This is a genomic window from Flavobacterium sp. (genome assembly GCF_052437795.1).
Taxonomy (GTDB): domain Bacteria; phylum Bacteroidota; class Bacteroidia; order Flavobacteriales; family Flavobacteriaceae; genus Flavobacterium.
The window spans coordinates 280,512-302,463 of the sequence record NZ_JBQVPA010000001.1; the positions used below are offsets into that span (position 1 = coordinate 280,512).

23 protein-coding genes and 1 tRNA gene are annotated in these 21,952 nt (G+C 43.9%); 11 read left to right on the forward strand and 13 right to left on the reverse strand.

The window, feature by feature from the left end:
- Nucleotides 1-33: 33 nt before the first annotated feature.
- The 4 genes from ACT6R0_RS01360 to ACT6R0_RS01375 all read right to left on the reverse strand — a co-directional run bounded on the left by ACT6R0_RS01360 (nucleotide 34) and on the right by ACT6R0_RS01375 (nucleotide 5,668).
- On the reverse strand, nucleotides 34-843 hold the full coding sequence (locus ACT6R0_RS01360; RefSeq protein WP_444650608.1) for a T9SS type A sorting domain-containing protein: 810 nt from the start codon (nucleotides 841-843) through the stop codon (nucleotides 34-36).
- Nucleotides 844-957: 114 nt separating this feature from the next.
- On the reverse strand, nucleotides 958-1,293 hold the full coding sequence (locus ACT6R0_RS01365; protein WP_444650610.1) for a T9SS type A sorting domain-containing protein: 336 nt from the start codon (nucleotides 1,291-1,293) through the stop codon (nucleotides 958-960).
- A 354-nt stretch (nucleotides 1,294-1,647) separates the two neighbouring features.
- Nucleotides 1,648-2,841 (reverse strand): hypothetical protein, encoded by a 1,194-nt coding sequence (locus tag ACT6R0_RS01370; RefSeq protein WP_444650612.1) that lies wholly within the window; start codon nucleotides 2,839-2,841, stop codon nucleotides 1,648-1,650.
- Between the two features lie 91 nt (nucleotides 2,842-2,932).
- Nucleotides 2,933-5,668 carry a TonB-dependent receptor domain-containing protein gene (locus tag ACT6R0_RS01375; protein ID WP_444650614.1) on the reverse strand — a complete coding sequence of 912 codons (2,736 nt, stop codon included), beginning with the start codon at nucleotides 5,666-5,668 and terminating at the stop codon, nucleotides 2,933-2,935.
- A 181-nt stretch (nucleotides 5,669-5,849) separates the two neighbouring features.
- On the opposite strand from ACT6R0_RS01375, the gene ACT6R0_RS01380 reads away from it, so the two are divergent.
- The 9 genes from ACT6R0_RS01380 (at nucleotide 5,850) to ACT6R0_RS01420 (ending at nucleotide 12,501) form a co-directional block, all read left to right on the forward strand.
- Entirely contained in the window at nucleotides 5,850-6,533 is a 684-nt protein-coding gene (locus tag ACT6R0_RS01380; protein WP_444650616.1) for a response regulator transcription factor, read from the forward strand.
- Nucleotides 6,533-7,576 carry a sensor histidine kinase gene (locus ACT6R0_RS01385; RefSeq protein ID WP_444650618.1) on the forward strand — a complete coding sequence of 348 codons (1,044 nt, stop codon included), beginning with the start codon at nucleotides 6,533-6,535 and terminating at the stop codon, nucleotides 7,574-7,576. The genes ACT6R0_RS01380 and ACT6R0_RS01385 overlap by 1 nt, the downstream gene beginning before the upstream one ends.
- A gap of 205 nt (nucleotides 7,577-7,781) precedes the next feature.
- Entirely contained in the window at nucleotides 7,782-8,456 is a 675-nt protein-coding gene (gene trmB / locus ACT6R0_RS01390; RefSeq protein ID WP_444650619.1) for a tRNA (guanosine(46)-N7)-methyltransferase TrmB, read from the forward strand.
- A gap of 1 nt (nucleotide 8,457) precedes the next feature.
- Entirely contained in the window at nucleotides 8,458-9,093 is a 636-nt protein-coding gene (locus ACT6R0_RS01395) for a LysE family transporter (RefSeq protein ID WP_444650621.1), read from the forward strand.
- A gap of 7 nt (nucleotides 9,094-9,100) precedes the next feature.
- Entirely contained in the window at nucleotides 9,101-9,433 is a 333-nt protein-coding gene (locus ACT6R0_RS01400) for an MGMT family protein (protein ID WP_444650623.1), read from the forward strand.
- A 101-nt stretch (nucleotides 9,434-9,534) separates the two neighbouring features.
- A complete protein-coding gene (locus ACT6R0_RS01405) occupies nucleotides 9,535-10,665 on the forward strand; it encodes a P-loop NTPase (RefSeq protein WP_444650625.1) in 1,131 nt (376 codons plus the stop codon).
- A 1-nt stretch (nucleotide 10,666) separates the two neighbouring features.
- The gene (locus tag ACT6R0_RS01410; protein ID WP_265173661.1) at nucleotides 10,667-10,906 is read left to right on the forward strand and encodes a NifU family protein; all 240 of its coding nucleotides are present in this window, start codon (nucleotides 10,667-10,669) and stop codon (nucleotides 10,904-10,906) included.
- A gap of 89 nt (nucleotides 10,907-10,995) precedes the next feature.
- Entirely contained in the window at nucleotides 10,996-12,048 is a 1,053-nt protein-coding gene (locus tag ACT6R0_RS01415) for an NAD(P)/FAD-dependent oxidoreductase (RefSeq protein WP_444650627.1), read from the forward strand.
- Between the two features lie 126 nt (nucleotides 12,049-12,174).
- Nucleotides 12,175-12,501 (forward strand): ferredoxin, encoded by a 327-nt coding sequence (locus tag ACT6R0_RS01420; RefSeq protein ID WP_444650629.1) that lies wholly within the window; start codon nucleotides 12,175-12,177, stop codon nucleotides 12,499-12,501.
- Nucleotides 12,502-12,509: 8 nt separating this feature from the next.
- Here the strand turns inward: ACT6R0_RS01420 and ACT6R0_RS01425 are convergent, their stop codons facing one another.
- From ACT6R0_RS01425 to ACT6R0_RS01455, 7 genes are all read right to left on the reverse strand, one after another.
- Nucleotides 12,510-12,890, reverse strand: coding sequence for a hypothetical protein (locus ACT6R0_RS01425; RefSeq protein WP_444650631.1), 381 nt, complete (start codon nucleotides 12,888-12,890; stop codon nucleotides 12,510-12,512).
- A gap of 209 nt (nucleotides 12,891-13,099) precedes the next feature.
- Complete coding sequence (locus ACT6R0_RS01430) at nucleotides 13,100-14,491, reverse strand: T9SS type A sorting domain-containing protein (protein ID WP_444650632.1); 1,392 nt, start codon at nucleotides 14,489-14,491, stop codon at nucleotides 13,100-13,102.
- A gap of 184 nt (nucleotides 14,492-14,675) precedes the next feature.
- The gene (locus ACT6R0_RS01435) at nucleotides 14,676-15,356 is read right to left on the reverse strand and encodes a LytR/AlgR family response regulator transcription factor (RefSeq protein WP_444650634.1); all 681 of its coding nucleotides are present in this window, start codon (nucleotides 15,354-15,356) and stop codon (nucleotides 14,676-14,678) included.
- The gene (locus ACT6R0_RS01440) at nucleotides 15,353-16,390 is read right to left on the reverse strand and encodes a sensor histidine kinase (RefSeq protein ID WP_444650635.1); all 1,038 of its coding nucleotides are present in this window, start codon (nucleotides 16,388-16,390) and stop codon (nucleotides 15,353-15,355) included. The genes ACT6R0_RS01435 and ACT6R0_RS01440 overlap by 4 nt, the downstream gene beginning before the upstream one ends.
- Nucleotides 16,391-16,583: 193 nt before the next feature.
- Nucleotides 16,584-17,060, reverse strand: coding sequence for a hypothetical protein (locus ACT6R0_RS01445; protein ID WP_444650637.1), 477 nt, complete (start codon nucleotides 17,058-17,060; stop codon nucleotides 16,584-16,586).
- 488 nt (nucleotides 17,061-17,548) lie between these two features.
- Nucleotides 17,549-17,622 (reverse strand) — tRNA-Asp (locus ACT6R0_RS01450).
- An 86-nt stretch (nucleotides 17,623-17,708) separates the two neighbouring features.
- Nucleotides 17,709-18,635, reverse strand: a complete 927-nt coding sequence (locus ACT6R0_RS01455; protein ID WP_444650638.1) for a DUF58 domain-containing protein — start codon at nucleotides 18,633-18,635, stop codon at nucleotides 17,709-17,711.
- A gap of 422 nt (nucleotides 18,636-19,057) precedes the next feature.
- Between ACT6R0_RS01455 and ACT6R0_RS01460 the strand changes: the two genes are divergently transcribed.
- A complete protein-coding gene (locus ACT6R0_RS01460; RefSeq protein WP_444650640.1) occupies nucleotides 19,058-19,663 on the forward strand; it encodes a hypothetical protein in 606 nt (201 codons plus the stop codon).
- 251 nt (nucleotides 19,664-19,914) lie between these two features.
- Here the strand turns inward: ACT6R0_RS01460 and ACT6R0_RS01465 are convergent, their stop codons facing one another.
- Nucleotides 19,915-20,976, reverse strand: coding sequence for an NADH:flavin oxidoreductase (locus ACT6R0_RS01465; RefSeq protein WP_444650642.1), 1,062 nt, complete (start codon nucleotides 20,974-20,976; stop codon nucleotides 19,915-19,917).
- 101 nt (nucleotides 20,977-21,077) lie between these two features.
- Between ACT6R0_RS01465 and ACT6R0_RS01470 the strand changes: the two genes are divergently transcribed.
- On the forward strand, nucleotides 21,078-21,425 hold the full coding sequence (locus ACT6R0_RS01470; RefSeq protein ID WP_444650643.1) for a winged helix-turn-helix transcriptional regulator: 348 nt from the start codon (nucleotides 21,078-21,080) through the stop codon (nucleotides 21,423-21,425).
- 164 nt (nucleotides 21,426-21,589) lie between these two features.
- Here the strand turns inward: ACT6R0_RS01470 and trxA are convergent, their stop codons facing one another.
- On the reverse strand, nucleotides 21,590-21,907 hold the full coding sequence (trxA, locus tag ACT6R0_RS01475; protein WP_444650645.1) for a thioredoxin: 318 nt from the start codon (nucleotides 21,905-21,907) through the stop codon (nucleotides 21,590-21,592).
- Between the last annotated feature and the right edge of the window lie 45 nt (nucleotides 21,908-21,952).

The window sequence follows — 21,952 nt, forward strand, 5'->3', positions numbered from 1 at the left end:
GGCGGATGCTTTTGAGGTATGTTTTAAAGAAGCTTACTGTACTACCAATTTCTTAGTAGCTGTTTTTCCTTCTTCAGTGATCTTTACGATGTATACACCGCTTGTAAGGTTACTTACGTTGATGCTGTTGTTAGCTGTTGTTGTATTTACAACCTGCTTTCCAAGAACGTCGAATATCGCAACTGTTTTTGTAGCATTAGCATCAGAAGTGATGTTAAGTACATTGCCTTTTAGCGGGTTAGGGAATAATTTCAGGCCAGCGATAGCACTTTCTTTAACACCGGCTGTAGTTTGGTCAACAAATGAGAAATCATCTAAATAAACTAGCCCTGAATCAGCACCTGTAGCTTCCTGGAATACCCTGTAATCGATCCTGAAGGCTGTTGCACTTGCAGGGGCGGTCATAGTATAAGTAACCTGTTGCCAGCCATTAGAGTTTGCGTAATAAGCAGGCTGAAGGATATCTAAGTTATCAGTCAGTTGATTAGTTCCTGATCTCCAAGATCCCCAATGCCTGGCTTTTGCATTGTCACTCTCATCCTTGAACCAGTAAGAGAACATATAGCTGTGTCCTGGTGTAACAGGGATGTCAGTTACTGATACCCTTATATGGCCTGTACCTACCGGAGCTGTGAATTTAGCTGAACTTGTGCCTCCGTGAACATTGGCTGCACCTGTTTCCTGTGTCACACTTCCTGTAGTAGTATTAGCTTGAAAAGGAGTGAATCCCTCTGGTGCGCCATCGGTCCAGGCTTCAAAACCTCCATTCGATATTAGGTTCTGTGCATTTGCGGAAAAAGCAGTAAGTGCAATAGCCGCTAAAGTAAAGTAGATTTTTTTCATGTCTATAGTTTTTATTGAGTTTTATTCAGTTACAAATATAACACAATTTTTTACGAAACGAAATTTACGTAGTAAAATTAAGACGGTTTTAGCAACTGGTTAATAGGGTGTTAATTACTTAACGATCAGCTTCCTGGTTGCCGATGCATCGCCTTCCTTTACCTTTATGATATACACACCCGGTGTAAGACTGGTTATGTTAAGCTCCTTGCCCGTAAGGGTTGCCTGAAGTATCTTCTTACCAAGTACGTCAAATATCTCCACTTCCTTGCTCTGTGCCGACTTGGATGTGATATAGATCCTGTCCGAAGTGGCCGGGTTAGGGTAGATGTTAAGCCCTTCTATGGTTTCCTTATTAGATGCAGGGAACCCTTTGTTCTCCTGGGCTGCGGCGCCAAGCGAAAACAAGAAGAAGCTAAGTAAAGTGATATAAAAGTATTTTTTTGCCATTGGTGAAAATGATGTTGTAAATATATAAAAATATTTTCAAATATTATACCAAAAATAGATTTGGGTAAAATTTATTAAAATATTGCGGACTATATCGTTTTTTGTAAAATTTTGGCTTGATCATGTCTGCATTTTAACCTGTTATGAAAAGCAAATTGGCATTAATTGTATAAGTTATTTCGAAAATGATAATGACATACTAAATATAGCCATTATTAAAATGACATGTGGGTAGATGTGAGGTCCACATCATCCTGTCTGCATAGTTCAGCGGCTAATTACAAAAGATCACCCCCTCAATGCAAAAGCATGAGGGGTGATCTAAATATACTAAACTAACTTAATCCTATGCGATTATAGTCCAAGAGTCCAGCCCTGCGCCCAAGTTGGGGTATTTTCGCCGTTACCTGCACCTGTAGCTGTAGTGCTTTCAGTATAGATGGCGCTTACGTCAGGAGTTGTACCTGCTGTAGTGCCTGTGCCTTTAGATTTTGTAGTCACGTTCACAAATTTCACGTTCGTAGCTTTTAGGTCGCCTGTACCAACATAACCTACGCTTTCGTCGTGCTGTACGTCAAAACCTGTTTTCCAGTTAGCAAGAACTACGTTGTCAAATTTAGCTTTAGTACCTACCCTTAGCTTCATTGCTTGTGCTTCACCGCTTGTGTCATCAGGGCCTGCACCTACAAGAGTAAGGTTCTTGATGATAGGGAAAGAGATAGGAGTTGCAAGGTGGTTGTTTGAGTTGTTGTCAGCCTCAATACCCCTGTTGCCGGCATTCGACCTTTTTCCGTACCAGTTCTCGTTACTACCGTTCCAACCTTCGGTCCAGTCGAAAAGATCGTCACCTACAGCTGATGGGTTAATGTTCGTTACAACAAGGTTCTTAGTGTTCACAGTACCTCCAAAGAATTCGAAACCGTCGTCAGAACCTTCGTAGATCTGTACATTCTCAACCGTTGTTCCGTTACCAACACCGAAGAAAGAAATTCCATTGAATTCTTTATCCTGGTTGTATGAATATCCTGAATACTCAACCCTTAGGAATTTGATCGATCCTGATGAGTCACCAGTTTCTGTACCGCCATAAGTAAGGTTGTCGCCAACCTCAGCCTGGGCAGAAGCACCTTTGTTGATCGGAGCGCGGCCGCAGATAACAAGGCCACCCCACTTACCTGGAGCTTTAGTTGTAGATGTCATTACTACAGGGTTTGAAGAAGATCCCTGAACATTGATCTCTGCATCCTGAGAGATGGCAATGTAACGGATATCAGAAGTTCCGGGAGCAACGTCTGTAGCTTCGATGATAACACCAGGCTTAATTGTTAGCTTGGCACCGGCGTTAACAACCAGTTTGCCTGTTAGCTTGTAAGTTCCTGATTCAAGGATCACTTCGCCATCGTTGATGTTACCTTTCAGGTTGTCGCGGTCAAGTACGAACGATGATGGGTTAGACGGTGTACCTTTGTCGTCGTCCGAGCAAGATACGGTTAGAGCAGCAAAAGATAGCGATGCTACTGCGAATAATGTTAGAACTGATTTTTTCATTTTGTGTTATTTATTTAAAGTGCAAATTTCTGTTTTAGAACTTTATAGTAGGTTAACTTAATGTGAGCAAATTGTTGTTTTTGCCTGATGTTTACAGCTTGTATGTTACGCCAAGACCTATGTAAGCTCCCCTTTTAAAGGTAACTACAGGTACATGACCGCCGGCATTCTCTTGTATCCTTTCAAACTCAGGATTTAAAAGGTTGCGGCCCACCACGTCGATCCCAATATGCCTGCCCAAACGTGTTTTTAAAACCATGTCAAGCGCGCCCATCCCTTTGTCTACCTGGTTTCCTTTTCCTTCAATGCCCAGGGCGTACAGCCTGTCAGAATATTGCGAATACATCAGGGTAGCTGTAAACCCTTTGTCAGCATCCCAATCTTTACTATAAGATATGTCAGCATTCAAAAGCAGGTCAGAAGCTCCGGTAAAGGCTGATGATGAATCATTGATATTGAGGTTGAATGTCCCGTTCGTCTCTTCAAGCACTTTCTCCCTGTCAATGTCCTGCTTTGTCTTCATGTAAGCAACATTAAGCCCGGCAGAGATTTTATTAGTAAATTCGCTGTCGAAAGTAAAGAGGTTTTTCTTGATCTCTACTTCAACACCAACAGCCGTACCTTTATCACCAATGTTTACCCAAGAAATGTCATTGGTAGAAGAGGCAACGTTTACTTCCGCGATTGGGTCAACGATCATTTTTCCAAATAATGTAGCCGAAATAAGCTCATCGTTTTTCGGGAAATATTCCCACTTAAGGTCAATATTATAATCCTGGGAGGAGTACAGGAATTGGTTACCGTACTTGATCTCGTTCACATCTTCGTAGATAAAAGGCGACCTTTCCTTAAACTGTGGCAGCGTATAGGTTTTGCTCGCGGCAAAGCGTAGGTTTTGCTTGTCGTTCAGTTCGTATTTTACTATAAGGTTTGGCAAAAATTCATTACGGTCCATGGTGTTGGTTCCGCCATCGGTGTCAAACTGGGTAACCCAGTCTACGATCTGCTCAACTTTTTCATACCTAAGCCCAAGGCTTGCGGTTAGCTTTTCTGTCAGTTTATAATCAGCGTTTACATAACCTGCATGTATATTTTGCTCACCACTATAGGTTTGCGGAGTCATACCCGCATAGGCGGTAATGCTGTAAAAGCCATTGGCAAAGTTCGTTGGGTTATAAAACGCGTCCAGGTTATTAAGGTCTATTGGTGTAGCGTTCCTTATGGTCGCATCATGATTATAATTGAACTGGATCGCCTCAAAGTCACGTTTCTTGAAACGCCCTGCATATCCTGCGGTCACGCTTCCCCTTGTAAGGCCGTCCTCGGTTTGGCCGAATTTCCTTGTAGCAGAAATGTTGGCGGCAAGTTCATGTTCTTTAAGGTTCTGGAAATAGCGGTGGTTGTCGGTCGCGCTGTTTTGTGCGATCACCGGAAAGCTGCCCGGTACATTTTTTATAATGTTTTGTGTTCTGTCCGGCATGTCGCTGGTAACGGTATTGAAAGATGTTCCCCAGTCAACAGTGGTCAGGCTGTCGATCTTATGGTTACCCAAAAGCTGGTTTATCATAAGGGTGTTTTTTGTGTACGTACTCCTTAGTACCGTACCACCGTCTTCGGCAACGTCCCTCAGGAATCCGGTATAGGTATCGCGTGTCTGGTCAGATGTGTTTACGAACAGGAAGTTGTATGACAGTTTATTCTTGTCATTAATTCGGTATGCGGCATTAAGCATTCCTGTTGTATTTGTATTATACTGGAAACGCTCCTGGTAAAATGATTTCAGCGGTGCACCCTGTGCGCTCACACTCCTGTTATCGCCTTCCCTCTGCTCATAGCCATTGCTGAAGTTGGCTGTGCCAAAAAGGCTTAGCCTGCCCTGTTCGCCAATATTGAAGGCATCTCCGGCCTTGAAGCCAAAGTTGTAAGGGGCTACGCTTTGCTTTTGCGGATTAAGCTTGTTGTCAAAAGTGTAGCTTGTAAGTGCGTCTTTAGAATAATCGTAGTTGGTAAAGCCCATTTTGCCCGGCCCGTCCTGGAGGAAAAACTTGTCCGATTTGTTAAGGGCGTTGGTGTTCACTTTTGAGCCTACAGATACTTCCAGCATCCCGTCGCCGCGATATTCTTTAGATATGATATCCACGTTACCCCCGGCAAAATCACCAAAGATCCTTGTGCTGTACACTTTGTCGATAGATATGTAGTCAACGATGTCGGTAGTGAATATGTCAAGGAATATGTTTTTCTTCTCAGGATCGTTCGATGGTATCGGCAGCCCGTTTATGGTAGTAGAGTTATAGCGGTCGCCAAGTCCTCTTACATATACGTTGTTACTGCCTTCCTGCTTTGAGATGCCCGATGTTTTTGCCACAGCGGTCGCAACGTCGCCAATACCTTTACGGCTCAGCTCCTGCGCGCCTATATTCTGTTTTATCTCAATGGCATCTTTCTGCACCTGTAACAGCGCTGTTTCCTTTTCCCGGGCCATTACTTTTTCAATGATCACCTCGTCCATTTGTACGCTGTCCGATTTAAGCTGCTGGTTAAGGGTTACGGTCTCGCCCGCGGCAACTTTTACGGTCGCACTTTTATCCATGTAACCAAGGAACGAGAAAACAACGGTGTGCTCGCCGGCCGGTACGGTAAGGGTGTAGTTCCCGTCAATGTCGGTAGATGTGTTAATGGTCGTCCCTTTTACAGAAACGGTAGCGAAAGGCAAAGTCTCACCGTTAGCGTCCAGATCGGTAACGTTACCGGTTACTGTCCCTGTGCCCTGGGCAAAGCCGATCAGGCAGGTGAACAGTGTGATTACTAAAAATTTAAGTCTCATGTCGTGTTGTTAAAATTTTGACGCAAAGTAACCGCCGCTTTTTAAATGCTATGTTACCTAAAAGTTACCTTTGGATTTAGTATTTATTACTAAACTGTTAAGACATTAAATAATGGTTAACACGTTTAAACATTTTGTATTATCTTTACCTTTACAGCCGCAAAACACTCATATATCTGTAATGAAGAAAAAAGACATTAAGATCTTGTTGGTTGATGATGAGCAGGATATCCTGGAGATCGTAGGCTACAACCTTACACAGGAAGGCTATCATGTAGTAACGGCTACTAATGGCCGGGAGGCTGTAGCTAAAGCTAAGAAGGAGTTGCCCCATCTTATTATAATTGACGTGATGATGCCCGAGATGGATGGCATGGAAGCGGTAGAGAATATAAGGAGGGTGCCGGAGCTTAGTAATGTTATCATTACATTCCTTACGGCCCGAAGCGAAGATTATTCGCAGGTCGCAGGGTTCGATGCCGGGGCAGATGATTACATAGCCAAGCCCATCAAGCCGAAATTGCTGGTTAGCAAGGTTAAGGCATTGCTGAGGAGGCTTAAAGATGACGAAGCGAAAGAAGATGTTTTGAGGGTTGGCAATATTGAAATAAACCGCGAAGAATATAAGATCGTGATCGAAGACCAGGAGATCGTGCTGCCGCGAAAGGAATTCGAGCTTTTCTACCTGCTGGCATCAAAGCCTGGCAAGGTGTTCAAGAGGGAGGAGATCCTTGATAAAGTGTGGGGCAACGAAGTGGTAGTTGGAGGAAGGACAATAGATGTGCATATTCGCAAGCTTCGTGAAAAGATAGGAGAAGAATTATTTAAAACAATAAAGGGAGTGGGCTATAAGCTCGAGGTTTAGTGGCAATAAATTTTAAGAAGTCATATAAGTTCGCGTTAAAATCATCGCTGTACATCATGCTGTTCTCGGCAGCATTCCTTGCGGTCATGATGTACTTTTTTATGGAACTTCATTGGGACTTCATCATTATTTTTGCCATATCGCTTTTCATATTTTCATTCTTTGTGCTTCAGTACCGCGTGGAGCACTTCATTTACCGCAGGGTAAAGAAAATTTACGACGATGTGTCGCTGCTCGAGTCGAGCACTTTTCGGAATAAATCGATCACTACAGACATGGCCACGCTTACCCGCGAAGTGCAAAAATTCGCCCAGGACAAAAAGTTTGAGATCGAAGCCTTAAAGATCCGTGAAGAATACCGTCGTGAATTCCTGGGCAATGTGTCGCATGAACTAAAAACACCTCTGTTTACCGTACAGGGCTACCTGCTAACGCTGCTGGATGGCGCCATGAATGACAAAGTGCTCCGTAAAAAATACCTGCAGCGTGCCGAAAAAGGTGTTGAAAGGCTTATCTATATCGTGCAGGACCTCGATATGATCACAAAGCTCGAGATCGGCGACCTGAACCTGAACTATACCCGCTTTAACATTGTGGAGGTCGTGCAGAACGTGTTCGACCTGCTAGAAATGAAGGCCGATAAAAAAGGCATCATGCTGATGTTCGACATGAAGTACATCAAGCCCATAATGGTGTACGCCGACCGCGAAAAGATACAGCAGGTAGTAACCAACCTGGTAGTGAACTCCATAAAATATGGCCGAGAGAACGGTACTACCGAAGTTGCCATCGAAGACCTTATTGATAACAAGATCATTATACGTGTAAAAGACAATGGCGAAGGTATCGAGAAAAAGCACATTCCGCGGCTGTTCGAACGCTTTTACCGTGTAGACAAAAGCGGCGCCCGCACCGAAGGTGGTTCCGGCCTTGGCCTGTCCATAGTCAAACACGTTGTGGAAGGCCACGACGAAAAGATCTATGTTGAGAGCAAGGTGGGGCAGGGGTCGGAGTTTTCTTTTACTTTGGAGAAAACAAAGTAACATTCAGGAATTCGTCATTTTGAGCACATCACAGCGGGGGTCTAAAGACCTCGTGATCTTAAATATCACCCTTCGTAAAGTCTCCGGGCTTTCAAGACCAGGACCGACCGGCGGTAAGGAGTTTAAAACTATTTTGATAACTGCTTCTTCAAAATAATCCCCATTCCCGCAGATTTCCATATTTTTACCGAAATATTTTTATAACGTGGGAAGCAAGAATAAATTAAAGCGATTCAGGGAAAACGAGACTTTTGGCAACGTGCTCCAACCCTCGAGGGATGAGGCTATGGCCGGCAAGTTTGAGTTGAAGGGAAAATGGAAAACGGATTTCTTTAAGAACGATAAGCCTATAGTGCTCGAACTGGGCTGCGGTAAAGGGGAATATACCATTGGCATGGCCGAAAGGTATCCCGCTAACAACTACATAGGGATCGATATAAAAGGCGCACGCTTTTGGAGAGGTGCAAAGACAGCTGTTGAAGGCGGGCTGGACAATGTAGCGTTCCTTCGCACACAGATAGAGCTTATCGAACATTTCTTTGCCGAAGGCGAGGTGGCCGAAATATGGATCACCTTCCCCGACCCGCAGATAAAATACAAGCGTACCAAACACAGGCTTACGAATACTGAATTCCTGCAGCGCTATAAAAAGATACTTGAGCCGGGCGGCATTGTTAACCTGAAGACCGATAGCGAGTTCATGCATGGCTACACATTAGGCCTGTTGCACGGCGAAGGCCACCAGGTGCTGTATGCCAACCATAATGTGTATGTTAATGAAGGTGCTCCCGAGATCGTGACCGCGATACAAACCTTTTATGAGCAGCAGTACCTCGAGCACAACAAAGCCATAACCTATATCAAATTCAGGATAAAATAGTATGAATGTCGTCCTTCCGCTTATTTTGGGCATCGGCCTGTCTGCCATTGGTGTAGTCCTTCCGGGGCTCATTAATATGACGGCAGCCAAAATAAGCCTGAAGGAGGGTAGGCAGCGTGCCGTGATATTTGCATTGGGGGCGACGACCGTAGTGTTTTTCCAAACCTACATTGCCGTTTCATTTGCCAAGTACCTATACAGCCGTCCTGATATCATTCATTTCCTGGAGGAGACCGGGCTCATCATTTTTACGCTCCTTACCATATATTTCCTGCTTTTTGCCAAAAAAAAAAAAAGAGGAAAGAACAAGGAGATCGTGAAGATGAAAAGCCGCGCCAGCAATTTTTTCCTTGGTGCGCTGCTTTCTGTGCTTAATTTTTTCCCGATCCCGTATTATGTATTCATAAGCATTTCCTTATCGGCCTACAAGTACTTTTATTTCACGAACCTGTTTGTCTTTCTTTTTGTGATAGGCGTAGTGGCAGGTTCGTTCGGGGTCTTTTACCTGTATATAGTATCATTCAAAAAGTTTGAGCATAAAACCGAATTTTTCATGCGCAACATCAACTACTTCCTTGGTGGGGTAACCGGCTTTATTTCGATACTTACATTAATAAAAATACTCCGCAGCCAATAACATTGTCATGCCTGCTAAAAACGACAATTTTTTCGAACGTGTTCACGAAGTGGCCAGGCAGGTGCCCTACGGCAGGGTCACATCCTATGGCGCCATTGCGAAATACCTTGGTGCAGCCCGCTCGGCACGCATGGTAGGATGGGCCATGAACGCCTGTCCGGACGATGTCGCTGCGCACCGTGTGGTTAACCGTGTAGGCCTGCTCTCAGGTAAGCACCATTTTGGCGGTACTAACCTCATGCAGCAGCTTTTGGAAAGCGAAGGCGTGAAAGTAAAGGAAAACAAGGTCGTAAAATTCGAGAAGCTCTTTTGGGACCCGGTAGTGGAGTTGGGGTTTTGATCTGAGGTCGGACTTCGGATAAAAATTGCTTTCCCATATCACCTTTTCACACTATCTTTGTTGTTTGAAGCCAGTCTTAATAAGAGGCTGTTATAATTATCATGAAATTAGACAGGAAAGAAATACTCAATGCCCTCGAAACCATTACCCTGGCCGGAGAAGGCCAGAATATGGTAGAGAGCGGGGCTGTTAGGAATGTACTTACTTTTGGTGACGAAGTGGTGGTAGAGCTGGTAATGCACACACCGGCCATGCACATCCGCAAGCGTGCCGAGGCAGACATTATAAAAACGATACAGGAAAAGGTGTATGCCGATGCGAAAGTAAAGGTAAACGTGAAAATGGAAACGCCTGAAAAGCCCGAGATCAAAGGCAAAGGCATACCGGGAATATCGAACATCATTGCCGTGTCGTCCGGTAAAGGCGGCGTAGGCAAATCGACCATTACGGCCAATCTTGCCGTAGCACTTGCCAAAATGGGCTTTAAAGTTGGTGTACTGGATGCCGACGTGTATGGCCCTTCGATGCCCATCATGTTCGATGTAGAACGCGAAAAGCCGATATCCGTGCAGGTAGACGGAAGATCGAAAATGAAGCCTATCGAGAATTATGGAGTTAAAATATTATCTATTGGTTTCTTTACCAGCCCTGAACAGGCGGTAATATGGCGCGGGCCAATGGCCGGAAAAGCGCTCAATCAAATGATATTTGATGCTGACTGGGGTGAACTTGACTTCATGCTTGTCGACCTGCCGCCGGGAACGGGTGACATCCACCTTTCCATCATGCAGGCCTTGCCGATAACCGGCGCGGTCGTAGTAAGTACGCCACAGGCTGTTGCATTGGCCGATGCCAAAAAAGGCGTGGCGATGTTCCGCCAGGAAAGCATTAATGTGCCGGTGCTGGGCATCATAGAGAATATGGCTTACTTTACGCCGGAGGAGCTTCCCGGGAATAAATACTATATCTTTGGTAAGGAAGGTGCGCGCAACCTGGCAGAAGACCTTGATGTGCCGTTCCTTGGCGAAGTGCCTATAGTGCAAAGCATACGTGAGGCCGGCGATTATGGCCGTCCTGCCGCATTGCAGACCGCGACACCCCTTGAGACCGTATTTGAGGAACTGGCGCGTGAGGTGGTTCAGGAGACCGTGAACAGGAATGAGAACCTGCCAATGACCGAAGCGATCAAAATAACGACGATGGCTGGCTGTTCAGCAGTTAAAAAGAAATAAAATGACAACAGAAGAGATTAGAAGCAGTGTAGAAAGGGCCCTTGATGAAATACGCCCGTTCCTTGAGTCTGACGGTGGTAACATTTCACTTATCAGCATAGAGGATGACAAGCACGTGCAGGTGCGCCTTGAGGGTGCCTGCGTGGGCTGCAGCGTAAACCAGATGACACTGAAGGCCGGCGTGGAAACGACTATCAAAAAGTACGCGCCGCAAATTGAAACGGTCGTTAACGTAGCTTAAAATTATTCGGCGAAAGCTGATAACCATCATATTTTAAGAAAGCTGTTTTTGGGACATTTGTTCCTGAATAGCTTTTTTACCATTACAGAATGATCACAACAGACATACTTATAATCGGTGCGGGTCCGACAGGGCTTTTTACCGTATTTGAAGCGGGGCTGCTAAAGCTGAAATGCCATATCATAGACGGATTGCCGCAGCCGGGCGGGCAGCTTACCGAGCTTTATCCTAAAAAACCGATCTTCGACATTCCCGGTTTTCCGTCCGTACTGGCAGGTGACCTGGTAACCAACCTGATGGAGCAGGTAAAGCAATTCCAGCCGGGTTTTACCCTTAATGAGAAGGCCGAAACTGTACAAAAGCTGGAAGACGGCACTTTTATTGTCATTACTAACAAAGGCACGGAACACCACGCCAAAGCCATTGCCATTGCCGGAGGGTTGGGCAGCTTCGAACCGCGCAAGCCGCTGATCGAAGACATTGCTTTTTATGAAGATAAAGGCGTTGAATATTTTGTGAAAGACCCCGAGCTCTTCCGAGATAAGCGCATTGTGATCGCGGGTGGTGGAGACTCTGCATTGGACTGGAGTATTTTCCTTGCTGATGTGGCTTCGGAGGTGACACTTGTGCACAGGCGCAATGAATTCAGGGGTGCCCTCGACTCTGTAGAAAAAGTGCAGGAACTTAAAAAAGCCGGAAAGATAAAACTGATCACGCCCGCCGAGGTAACCGGGATACACGGTGCCGAAAGGGTAGAGGCGCTGGACATTGAGGTCGATGGCGCGCATACAAAGGTTGAGACCGACTATTTCATCCCGTTGTTCGGGCTTACGCCTAAGCTGGGTGCATTAGCCAATTGGGGCCTCGAGATCGAAAAGAATGCCATTAAGGTGAACAACGCGTTGGATTACCAGACGAACATTGAAGGCATCTACGCGATAGGCGACATCAATACGTATCCAGGTAAACTGAAGCTGATATTGTGTGGATTCCATGAGGCCACACTGATGTGCCAAAGCGTATACAACAAGCTGAACCCCGGCAAAAAATACGTGCTTAAATACACCACCGTAAGCGGTGTGGACGGCTTTGACGGTACCCGTAAGGAAGCAGAGAAGCAGGTTGTTAAAGCGATTGAATAGTTTTACTTGTTTCAGGTTTAAAGTTTCAGGTTACCACTCTTGCCGTAAAGATGTTAGAGTATGAGTAAGCAACCTGAAACTTTAAACCTGAAACTTTAAACCTGAAACTTTAAACCTTGAAAGAAAATGGAAGTAACCCTTAAGATAACCGACCGCGAAGGCATTGTGCATGAAGTGCAGGCTCCTACAGATATGGCGATGAACATAATGGAGGTTTGTCGTGCTTATGAGCTTGCTCCCGAAGGTACCATTGGTATTTGCGGAGGGATGGCTATGTGTGCCTCCTGTCAGTGCTATGTGCTGAATGATGTGGAATTGCCTGAAATGGGGCCTGATGAAGAGGCTATGCTGTCGGAGGCGTTTAATGTAAAGCCTAACAGCCGCCTGGGTTGCCAGATACCGGTCACAGCAGAGCTGGAAGGGTTGGAAATCGAGTTGGCTCCCGAGGAGTAGTTTTGTTTTTAATTGGAGGTTTTACCGCGTTTAAACTTGTGATAGTTTTGAGATATTGTATCCTGAATGACCGCAAATAACTCAGCATTGTCTTTCTGTGGCACACCATTTAAAAGTGTTTGGCCAAAATTGTTCATGCATAGAGTGTCTACCCTGTTTTCTACATAAAAATATACCTGCGCTTTAGTGTCGAAGTATGTTTTGCCGTTAGGGTCGTGTCGCAATTTTTTATAATTTTCATAAAAATCATTCACTATTTTTTTATCACTAATTTTAAGATTGTAATAAATACTTCCCTTCTCTTCTGGTACAGGAAACTTAGCGTTGGGGCAGCCTATAGTCATTGGTAAAAGGGCGCCGGGGTTACGATAAATTATCTCAAGGTACATGTTGTCAGATCCTTTAGGGATCTCTGTGCTTTTGGCGCAACTGTAACAGATAATTGATATAAATAATAGTAGGATAGCGCGGATAGGATATAGCATTTGGTAAAAATAAAAAATTTATTAGGTATACGCGAATTTAGAAAGAAGTGGATAAATAAAAAAGCGGGACATTTTTAAGTGTCCCGCTTTCTTGTTAAGTAAAGTATCAATCATTAGTTCTTGATGAACTTGATGGTCTTAGATTGGCTGCCTTTGTCGAGCTTGATGAAGTAAAGCCCATTAGCATAAGCAGAAGTATTCACATTAAGGTTTGACGTGCCTGATACTTTTACGCTTGCCATAGTTTGCCCAAGGCTGTTATAAATGGTAAAGCTATCCGGCAGGTTGCCATTATCTGAAGCTATACTCAGTTCTCCCTGTGTTGGGTTAGGATATACGTTAAAGCCGTTCAGTAACTCAAAATCATCCCTTCCAGATGTAACCTGGCATACGGTCGATGTTTTTAACGAAGCCCTGCGCGCGCCATATTGCATTACGGCAACTATCCTTGTCTTTTGGTTTTGTGTAAAGATGTTCATACAGCCATCCGGAGTATAGTCCATATAATTCTCGATCATATCGTTACCGGGACTGCCCGGGCATGAATCTATTGTCTCACACTCGTAGTTGAGCTCGTAAATTACAGGAGTGTCGGGACAATAATCTTTAGCCGAATCCGAAGTATTGGTCGTACAGGTAGCATTATCGCCATCAATATGGAATAACCCAAGCGCGTGCCCTATCTCGTGTGTTGTCGTACGGCCTTTGTCATAAGGGAATTGATAATTCCCTTGAGGATAAATGTTCCTTGAACCGAAATAACGATAGCCAATTACAACACCATCAGTATCTGCGCCGCCGTTATTATTTCCTACTCCCGGTACCTGTTGCGCATTAGGGAACTGAGCATAGCCTAAGATACCGGTCATGTTGCCGCCAAAACTACAAACCCAAATGTTGAAATATTGTGTAGGGTCCCAAATAGTACTTGGTTTTAATGTGTTCTCAATGCTGTTCTCGCTGTTCCAGCTTGCAACGCCCAGGTTTACACGATCTATCCCTGTAGTCGCATTGCCTTCCGGGTCGATTTTGGCGAGGCAAAATTCAATTTCCACATCCGCACCTACAGCATTACTGTTGAAGCCCGGCGTTCCTGCCATTCTCCTGTAATCCTGGTTAAGCACGGTAATTTGAGATAATACCTGTGCGTCGGCAATATTCTCACCGCTGCCTACTGCATCGCCGTTATGGATAACGTGAACAACGACAGGTATGGTAATAATTGCTGTCGTACCTTCCGGCGAAGCCATTCTTTGCGCTTTCACAGCTTGTATCTTAACAGCCATCCATTCTTCGAACTGTCCGCGTGATTGCCTGCCTGGGTCGTTTTCCTGCAGGTATGCTTCATATTCTGTGCTCACGCATCGTATTAGCCCGTTCTTTGGGTTAGGCGCCTGCTTTAATGGCCTTCCAAAGGCTTTTGGTCCTTGCTGCGCATTGGCAGCGAACCCAAAAATAAGAAGCATCGCCATTAGTGAAGCCCTAATATAAATAGTTTTTTTCATCGTTCAGGGGGTAAAAAATTATGTTAAAAAAGTTTCGCAAGGTATTAAAGAACAATGTGATTATAAAATAAAAACCGTTAATTTTATTAATCGATATTCAGTGTGTAAACTTAATGCTGAAAGCAGGATGTTGCAAATAATTGAGGTGAATCCCTCAAGAAGAGAGGCAAATTCACGTTAAATGTTAAAGGAACTTGCTAATTTCCTCTTTATATGTCTCCCCGATAGGAATAACAAAATCATCTATCTGGATGGTCTTATTGTAAATTGTTTTAATTTTTCGCAATGGGACTATATACGACCTGTGTACCCTTAAAAAAGTATTTTGAGGAAGCTTTTCCAATATGTTCTTCATGGATAGCCTTGTTGTTATCGTGCTTTTTTCCTTTAGATGGATACGGATATAGTCGTCCAGGCCTTCAATGAGTGTTATATCATCAAATTCTATACGGTGCAGCTTGTAATCGGCGCGGATGAGCAGGTGGTTTTGTTCACCTGTCGCGTGACGGGCCCGGATCTCTTTTGACGCTTTGTCTATAGCCGTTAGGAAGCGTTCAAAGGAGAAAGGCTTGAGCAGATAATCCACGGCATTTACATTGAAGCCCTCCACCGCATACTCACTATAGGCTGTGGTGAAGATAACCATGATGTCAGTGTCCAGCTGACGGTAAAAATCGATGCCGTTCTTTCCCGGCATCTGTATGTCTAAAAAAAGCAGGTCGACAGGGAACTTCTTCAGGTGTCGCAGGGCTTCGGCCGTATTGGTAAAGGTCTTTTCCAGTTCAATGGAGCCAGTTTGCCTGCTAAAGTGCTCGATCACCTTCAAGGCTAGCGGTTCGTCGTCTATGGCAATTGCTTTTATCATGACAGGCTAAGTGTTAGTTTTACCTCAAACGATCCATCGGTATCGAATATAGCCAATTTATGCTTTTGCGGATAAAGGTATTCCAGTCGTTGCTTTGTGTTGTCAATGCCCTGTTCGCTTTTCTCTTCAAGCGGGATCGATACTGTTACCTTGTTATTCTTAACGGTCATTTCGAGTTCGCTTTGCCTAATGTCGATACTTACCGAAATAAAGCTGTCCTCTTCGGGGTTCAGGCCATGTTTAAAGGCATTCTCAATGAAGGGGATCAGCAGCATCGGAGAAATGCTTTTGCCTGCAGGGTTGCCGGTAATGATGAAAGAGAAAGGTGTGCTGTCGTCCATTCGCAATTGCTGCAGGCTGACGTAATTTTTTATGTAGCTTATCTCATTTTCCAGGGGTACGATATCGCGGCTGCTTTCGGTCACCACATATCGCATCATGGATGAAAGTTTCAGAACAGCCTCGGGTGCGGCATCCGATCTCTCCAGGGTTAGAGCATAGAGGCTGTTCAGGGTGTTGAACAGGAAGTGCGGATTGATCTGGGCCTTGAGGTATGAAACTTCGGTTTTCAGCTTTTCGCTTTGAATGGTGTTGAGGCGTTGGTTCACACGCATGAGGAATGATAGGAAAAACACCAAAAGGAACTGGAATATCGAGCCTCCTCTCAGGAACATCATTACGGGGAATGTGATCCCTGGGTTTTGCATATCCGGAAGTGGAGGGGCTTGCATATGCCGCGGCATGTCCTCATGGCCAAGCAAAATGCCCGGCAGGCTTGCTATTATGATGTAACAGGCGATGATAGCCAAAAAGAAAAATAGCCGCTGCTGCTTAAAATATAGTTTTGGAATAAAATATAGATAGTTGGCGTAAAAAAAGAGGAGCAACAGGATGTAGCTTATAAAGTGGCGGCGGAATGGCATTACGTGGAGCAGGTGTCCTGACGTACGGTCCGGCGATGCGAGTATAGGGATGCTCAGGAAGAGCAACGCACCTAATATGTGCAGTAAGTTGGTCTGTGCTTTTTTTGTCATGGCGATCATCGTTCAGGTAAAACTACCAAGAAAAAACCATGCATGCGAATTTATGAGGTAAAACGATGGATTATGGCGGTTAACATGTAAAGCTTGTTCAAGTGTGTGTGATACAGATCTGTTTGCTTTTCCGGCAAAAAAAAATACCCCAAAGATCCTTGCGATCTTTGGGGTATTTTTTTTTTTTTGATATTTACTCGATTACAGCTCCATACATAAGGGTGCCGCCTCCCAATTCTTCGTCCACTGATGTTAAGAATATCATGTTAGTTCCCGCTTTAGCCCACTGTTTACTCACTATTTCAACATCTCCAAGATCAGTTGTTACGTCTGTAGAGCTATACCCTGCGTCCCTGATTTTTCCCTCTATGAAAGTATTGTTAACGGCTCCTACATAAGTATCGTTCACACCTATGATCTTATTTGTTGTGGTATAATATACCTCAACACGACTAAAGTCCGCTTTAAAGTAATGCATAGATCCATCTTCATCTTTTTCAACACCATCTGTAGTAAAACCATTTTTTTCCATAAAAGAATTCAGGTCCTTCGGTGTGGTTTTATGGAATATATCCTGGACCAGTTTAAAATGATCGTTGTTAAATTTGCTGGTTTGGCTGAAAGTTAAAGTTGCCTGCAGGCAAAAAAGGAAAAGTACCAAGTTTTTCATATAAGATTTTTTATTTATATTATTAATGTCATATTGCTCAATAACCCGTGTAGGTATATATTAGACAAATAAAGAGTATTTTTAAATGCAAAACATACCTATAAATAGGTATTTTTAAGGAATTTAAAAATTGGCATTCTAAAAATAAAGTATGCCGAATTGACGATCGCATTGCTGAGATTCGTTTTATATATAATAAAGGGCTTTTGGAATAACATCAAAGTGTAGCATCACACGCAGAACAGATTTGTTGCCTGTTTGTAATAGGGTCTTAAAGCTTAGGGGCCAACTTTGTTTATACTTGCATTACGGAATTACAAAAGTGTATAAAATCAAAAAAGCCCTCCAAACAAATGGAAAGCTTTTCATTGGTCTAACTACTAAACCTACCGCTCGCGCGGCATAAACAACACAACTGCGTTCTGGCTTTTACAAAAACCTCATTGGGCAAAAAAGCCTTTCTTTACGAAAGGCTTTCCCAATTTAAGCGGTCTGGACGGGACTCGAACCCGCGACCCCGTGCGTGACAGGCACGTATTCTAACCAACTGAACTACCAAACCAGCGCTTGATTGCGAGTGCAAATATACAACTCATTTTTACTTTCGCAAGTGTTTTTCAAATAAAATTCAAATTATTTTTGACCCAATTATCCAAACTTTTGTTTTTCAACAAGGTACGTGACCAATATTTTTTCAAATTTTTCGTCCACCGAAACCGGGACATACTTGATCCTGTACTGGATGCAGGTGTCGACGATCTTTTTGAAATAGTCGTCAACCAGTTTTTCGTACTCGGCTTTTACATTTTCGGCAAAAAGGTTGACCTCTTCACCGCTTTCAAGATCAATAAATTTGCGCGGCGCGTTGTCAAAGTCAAAGCTCAACTCCGTTTTTTTATCGATAACATGGAACAAAACTACCTTATGCTTGTTATGCTTCAGGTGCTGCAATGCATTGAACAGCGCTTCGTCATTACCCGGCTGGAACATGTCGGTGAATAATATGATCATTGACCTACGGTGCATTTTCTGTGCGATCTGGTGCAAAAATGTAATGGTGTCTGTAGCTTTGGCCTGTCCGGGCGCCGAAAGTATCCCTTCAAGCTTGTTCAGGAGCATCCTGTGGTGCCTGCCGCTGCCTTTTTCAGGCGCGTAGAACTCATAGGTGTCCGAATACACACTAAGTCCCACCGCGTCCCTCTGGCGCTTTAGCAGGTCCATCAGCACTGCTGAAGCCAGTACCGAAAAGCCGATCTTGTTCTCATAAAACAACTGCCCGTCCTTTAGCTTTGGATAATGCATCGATGAGGAGTTGTCTACAATAATATGGCATCGCAGGTTCGTTTCCTCTTCATAACGCTTTGTGTACAGCCTGTCGGTGCGGGCAAACAGCTTCCAGTCAATGTGCTTGGTGCTTTCCCCCTGGTTGTACACCTTATGCTCGGCAAATTCCGAAGAGAACCCATGGAACGGGCTCTTGTGCATTCCCGAGATAAAACCTTCCACGATCTGGTTGGCCAGCAGCTCCAGGTGTGAAAAAGCCGATATCTTTTCTAATTGTCCTTCTATCTTCATAATTCCAAATGTAGCGAATTTGGAGAGATCCTGCCACGAATTACACCAATTCTATATTGGAACGCTGATAATGACAAATTATTTGAAGCAGCCATCGAAACGCTTCTTTTGGGAGGCATGGTCCCGTTGTCCGCTTTATCCCTCCTCAGTCGGGGATGTCGCTATCACCGGGGCTATGTGGAAATGTCTTTTTTTTGTTTTACTATAAAGCTCATTAAGAGAGAAAATACAGGTAGTACAAAGCCTCAGTGTTTTGACCGGTACCTGGTGAATTATTTTACTTCAATTAATTACACTCACCGAGTCAAACATAAAAGGTAACTTTTAAAACTAGCCCTCCTTAATTTTGAGAAATTTTTGTTAGCAGCGATTATTGTTATAATTTTAGCGCTTTAATCAATATATTAACCATATTTAAAACCATGAAACAATTTAGGATTTTAATTTTAGCAAGTGCAGTGATCCTGACATCTTGTAAGAATGAACAAACAACGGAACAAACTAAAGAAAGCACTGTTGCTATTGTAAGACCGGAACCAAAAACAACTGTATCCGGCACCTCATTTATAGATGAAAGCGAGAATACTTACGATAAACAATATCAAACAGGAAGTTATACAAAAGAAAAATATACTGTTGTAAGTTATACTACAAATGCTAAATTCTCTGAAACAGATATCGAACATGGTGCGCCAAATGAAGAACAACAATTATTAGCTGTAAACATTGGCCTTGAAAGTCTTGAATGTAATGGAGCATATTCCGGAATGAATACAAGTTTATCTATTCATACAGATGATAAATCTGAAGGTATACAAAAGTTTACTTCTTTTACGCCTGAATTTTATAAAGCAAATCCTAATGTTGTAAGTCTTGATACAAGCAATGATCTGGTTGTAAAAAAAGGTGAGAAAGCTGAAAGAGTATTTTATTTCATAATACCTAAAGATTCAGATCTGTCTAAAGCATATTTGACCCTGTATAGAGGAAGTGATAGAGACGAACTTAAAGTACAATTAAATCCATAATTTTTGGAAAAGTTATATTATGTGAATAATGGTTTAACAAATTAAGTATTCACCATAAATTGCACAGGATAAGATGAAATATTTTATCCTGTTTTTTTTACCTAAATTTTGAGGTGATTTTAAATATTTTAACCGTTGGGCCAGCTATAAGTTTTAATCTGAAATTAATTACCACATAGAAACATATAAAATAAAAAAAGAGTTTAGATATGTTTGTTTCTATGTGGTAAAAAAAAATTATACCAAGCGGATTAATATAATTTCGCAGTACTCGCAGCTTCAAAGGCCTTCAGGTCTTCAAAACGCCCGTCTTTCACTTTTTGTACCCACTCCGGATCCTGCAGCAGCGAGCGTCCCACCGCCACAAGGTCGAAGTCACCGCGCTCATAACGGCGCAGCAGATCGCTCATGTCGGCTATTCCTGCACCCGCACCATTACTGAACAGTTCCATGAACTCACCTGTAAGCCCGACGGATCCTACTGTTATTGTTGGCTGCCCGCTTACCTTCTTCAGCCATCCTGCGAAGTTGAGGTCACTGCCTTCAAATTCATTTTCCCAGTACCTGCGTTGCGACCCGTGAAAAATGTCTACGCCGGCATCCACAAGCGGCAGTACCCATTCTTCAAGCTCCTGAGGTGTTTGGGCGAGCTTTACAGTGTAATCCTGTTGTTTCCATTGCGACAGGCGCAGTATGATCACCATGTCCGGGCCAACGGCCGCGCGCATTGCTTTCACTACCTCCACAGCAAAGCGGCTGCGCTCTTTTAATGTCTTTCCTCCATATGCATCGGTGCGGTGGTTGGTGCCGTCCCAAAAGAACTGGTCTATGAGGTAGCCGTGCGCACCGTGTATCTCGAATGCGTCAAAGCCAAGGTTCTTTGCGTCAAGCGCTGCATCGGCAAAGGCTTTTATAGTGGCTTCAATATCATCAGTGGTCATGGTGTCAGGGCTTTCAAAAAGGACCGGTGGCTCCCATCCGGAAGGGGTATTACCCACATGCCATAGCTGAGGCGCGATCTTACCGCCTGCCGCGTGAACGCTGTCTGCTATTTTTTTCCAGCCGTCAAGGGCAGCATCGCCATGAAAAAAAGGTATGTCTTTCATGTTTTTGGATGATGGACGGTTCACTACCGTGCCTTCAGTTAGTATTAATCCCACGCCGCCTGCTGCACGCCGCGTATAGTAGTCGGCGTTGAGTTGGGTGGGTATTCCGTCTGCGGTAATGGCACGCGTCATTGGGGCCATTACAAAGCGGTTGGCCAGGGTCAGGTTCTTATATTGAAAGGGTTGGAACAAGGGGCTTAAGTCCATCTTGATATGATTTTTAAAATTAGTGATACAAAGTTACGGTATAATGGTTTACTTTTGTAACCAATGATAGTTTATTGAGGTAACCTTAACGTAACCACCTTATGAAAAATGATGTTTTTCGATACAGCGATTGCCCCGTACACCGCTCTATGGCGATTATCGGCACCAAGTGGAAGCCCATAATTATCTATGCACTGCGGGAGCGGAAGGCACGTTTTGGGCAGATCTGTGCTGTGGTGGCTGCCATCTCTAAAAAGGTGCTGACCACAACGCTACGCGAACTCGAAGCGGATGGCGTTCTCCTGCGTGAAGAGTTTAAAGAATTGCCACCCCGCGTTGAGTACAGCCTTACCGAAAAAGGCCAGGCGCTTATTCCTATCATTCTGCAATTGGCAGAATGGGACCATATTTACCATGAAGTAAATGTAGTTGCCTGCGAAAAGCATTGATCCCAAAGAAACACAGTCCTAACATCTTTCTTGAGAAGGGGATAGGGGTGTATCTTAAGAATGATCACATTAAACTCTTTTGGCACTTGGCTTTACGCAATTCATTACAAACAAAAAGCCCCAACATTACGTCAGGGCTTTCAAATATCCAAAATGGATCAATATTATAGTAATGCGTCAATGGCATTAGTGTACGTTTGCTTTGGCGCAACGCCTACCTGCCTCCCTACGACTTCGCCGTTCTGGAAAACAAGTACTGTAGGGATGTTCCTTACACCATATTTAGCGGCAAACTCCTGGTTTGAATCCACATCAACTTTACCAACAACTGCTTTTCCTTCATATTCGCTGCTGATCTCATCGATGATCGGGCCTACCATACGGCAAGGTCCACACCATGCTGCCCAAAAATCCACTAATACCGGTTTATCTGATCTCAATACTACTTCGTCAAAAGTAGCATCTGTTATTGCTTGTGCCATAGTATATTTATGCTAAGAATGTTATTATTTGATACAAATTTACAC

Excerpts from the sequence above, each read along its gene's own strand:
- ACT6R0_RS01360 (WP_444650608.1), bottom strand. The coding sequence starts at position 843 with ATGAAAAAAATCTACTTTACTTTAGCGGCTATTGCACTTACTGCTTTT.
- ACT6R0_RS01365 (WP_444650610.1), bottom strand. The coding sequence starts at position 1,293 with ATGGCAAAAAAATACTTTTATATCACTTTACTTAGCTTCTTCTTGTTT.
- ACT6R0_RS01370 (WP_444650612.1), bottom strand. The coding sequence starts at position 2,841 with ATGAAAAAATCAGTTCTAACATTATTCGCAGTAGCATCGCTATCTTTT.
- ACT6R0_RS01375 (WP_444650614.1), bottom strand. The coding sequence starts at position 5,668 with ATGAGACTTAAATTTTTAGTAATCACACTGTTCACCTGCCTGATCGGC.
- ACT6R0_RS01380 (WP_444650616.1), top strand. The coding sequence starts at position 5,850 with ATGAAGAAAAAAGACATTAAGATCTTGTTGGTTGATGATGAGCAGGAT.
- ACT6R0_RS01395 (WP_444650621.1), top strand. The coding sequence starts at position 8,458 with ATGAATGTCGTCCTTCCGCTTATTTTGGGCATCGGCCTGTCTGCCATT.
- ACT6R0_RS01400 (WP_444650623.1), top strand. The coding sequence starts at position 9,101 with ATGCCTGCTAAAAACGACAATTTTTTCGAACGTGTTCACGAAGTGGCC.
- ACT6R0_RS01405 (WP_444650625.1), top strand. The coding sequence starts at position 9,535 with ATGAAATTAGACAGGAAAGAAATACTCAATGCCCTCGAAACCATTACC.
- ACT6R0_RS01410 (WP_265173661.1), top strand. The coding sequence starts at position 10,667 with ATGACAACAGAAGAGATTAGAAGCAGTGTAGAAAGGGCCCTTGATGAA.
- ACT6R0_RS01415 (WP_444650627.1), top strand. The coding sequence starts at position 10,996 with ATGATCACAACAGACATACTTATAATCGGTGCGGGTCCGACAGGGCTT.
- ACT6R0_RS01420 (WP_444650629.1), top strand. The coding sequence starts at position 12,175 with ATGGAAGTAACCCTTAAGATAACCGACCGCGAAGGCATTGTGCATGAA.
- ACT6R0_RS01425 (WP_444650631.1), bottom strand. The coding sequence starts at position 12,890 with ATGTACCTTGAGATAATTTATCGTAACCCCGGCGCCCTTTTACCAATG.
- ACT6R0_RS01430 (WP_444650632.1), bottom strand. The coding sequence starts at position 14,491 with ATGAAAAAAACTATTTATATTAGGGCTTCACTAATGGCGATGCTTCTT.
- ACT6R0_RS01435 (WP_444650634.1), bottom strand. The coding sequence starts at position 15,356 with ATGATAAAAGCAATTGCCATAGACGACGAACCGCTAGCCTTGAAGGTG.
- ACT6R0_RS01440 (WP_444650635.1), bottom strand. The coding sequence starts at position 16,390 with ATGACAAAAAAAGCACAGACCAACTTACTGCACATATTAGGTGCGTTG.
- ACT6R0_RS01445 (WP_444650637.1), bottom strand. The coding sequence starts at position 17,060 with ATGAAAAACTTGGTACTTTTCCTTTTTTGCCTGCAGGCAACTTTAACT.
- ACT6R0_RS01455 (WP_444650638.1), bottom strand. The coding sequence starts at position 18,635 with ATGAAGATAGAAGGACAATTAGAAAAGATATCGGCTTTTTCACACCTG.
- ACT6R0_RS01460 (WP_444650640.1), top strand. The coding sequence starts at position 19,058 with ATGAAACAATTTAGGATTTTAATTTTAGCAAGTGCAGTGATCCTGACA.
- ACT6R0_RS01465 (WP_444650642.1), bottom strand. The coding sequence starts at position 20,976 with ATGGACTTAAGCCCCTTGTTCCAACCCTTTCAATATAAGAACCTGACC.
- ACT6R0_RS01470 (WP_444650643.1), top strand. The coding sequence starts at position 21,078 with ATGAAAAATGATGTTTTTCGATACAGCGATTGCCCCGTACACCGCTCT.
- trxA (WP_444650645.1), bottom strand. The coding sequence starts at position 21,907 with ATGGCACAAGCAATAACAGATGCTACTTTTGACGAAGTAGTATTGAGA.